The organism is Liquorilactobacillus mali (assembly GCF_001437155.1).
Classification (GTDB): Bacteria; Bacillota; Bacilli; order Lactobacillales; family Lactobacillaceae; genus Liquorilactobacillus; species Liquorilactobacillus mali_A.
Window position 1 is genome coordinate 1 of record NZ_JQAR01000076.1, and the last position, 245, is coordinate 245.

A 245-nucleotide genomic window follows, 5' to 3' on the forward strand; every position below is an offset into this window, starting at 1 on the left:
GCGTAAAAGACCGCAAGGCCGTGATCAGTGACTTTAAACAAGTTCATCGGGCCGCCAACCGTGAAGCAGCCGAACTGAAACTGAATGAGTTCGCCAACAACTGGCATCAGACCTATCCCAAATTAATCAAAGATCTGCTTAAAATGCCGAATTTACTCACTTTCATGGACTTTCCACCAGCTATCCGGCAATCACTATACTCCACTAACCTGATTGAGAACTTTAATAAGCATCTCAAGCGCACC

At 45.3% G+C, this 245-nt stretch carries 1 protein-coding gene; it reads left to right on the forward strand.

Annotated features, from left to right (window positions below):
• Positions 1-245 (forward strand): transposase (locus IV36_RS11790; RefSeq protein WP_187328457.1); only part of this gene is annotated, 245 nt, incomplete at both ends.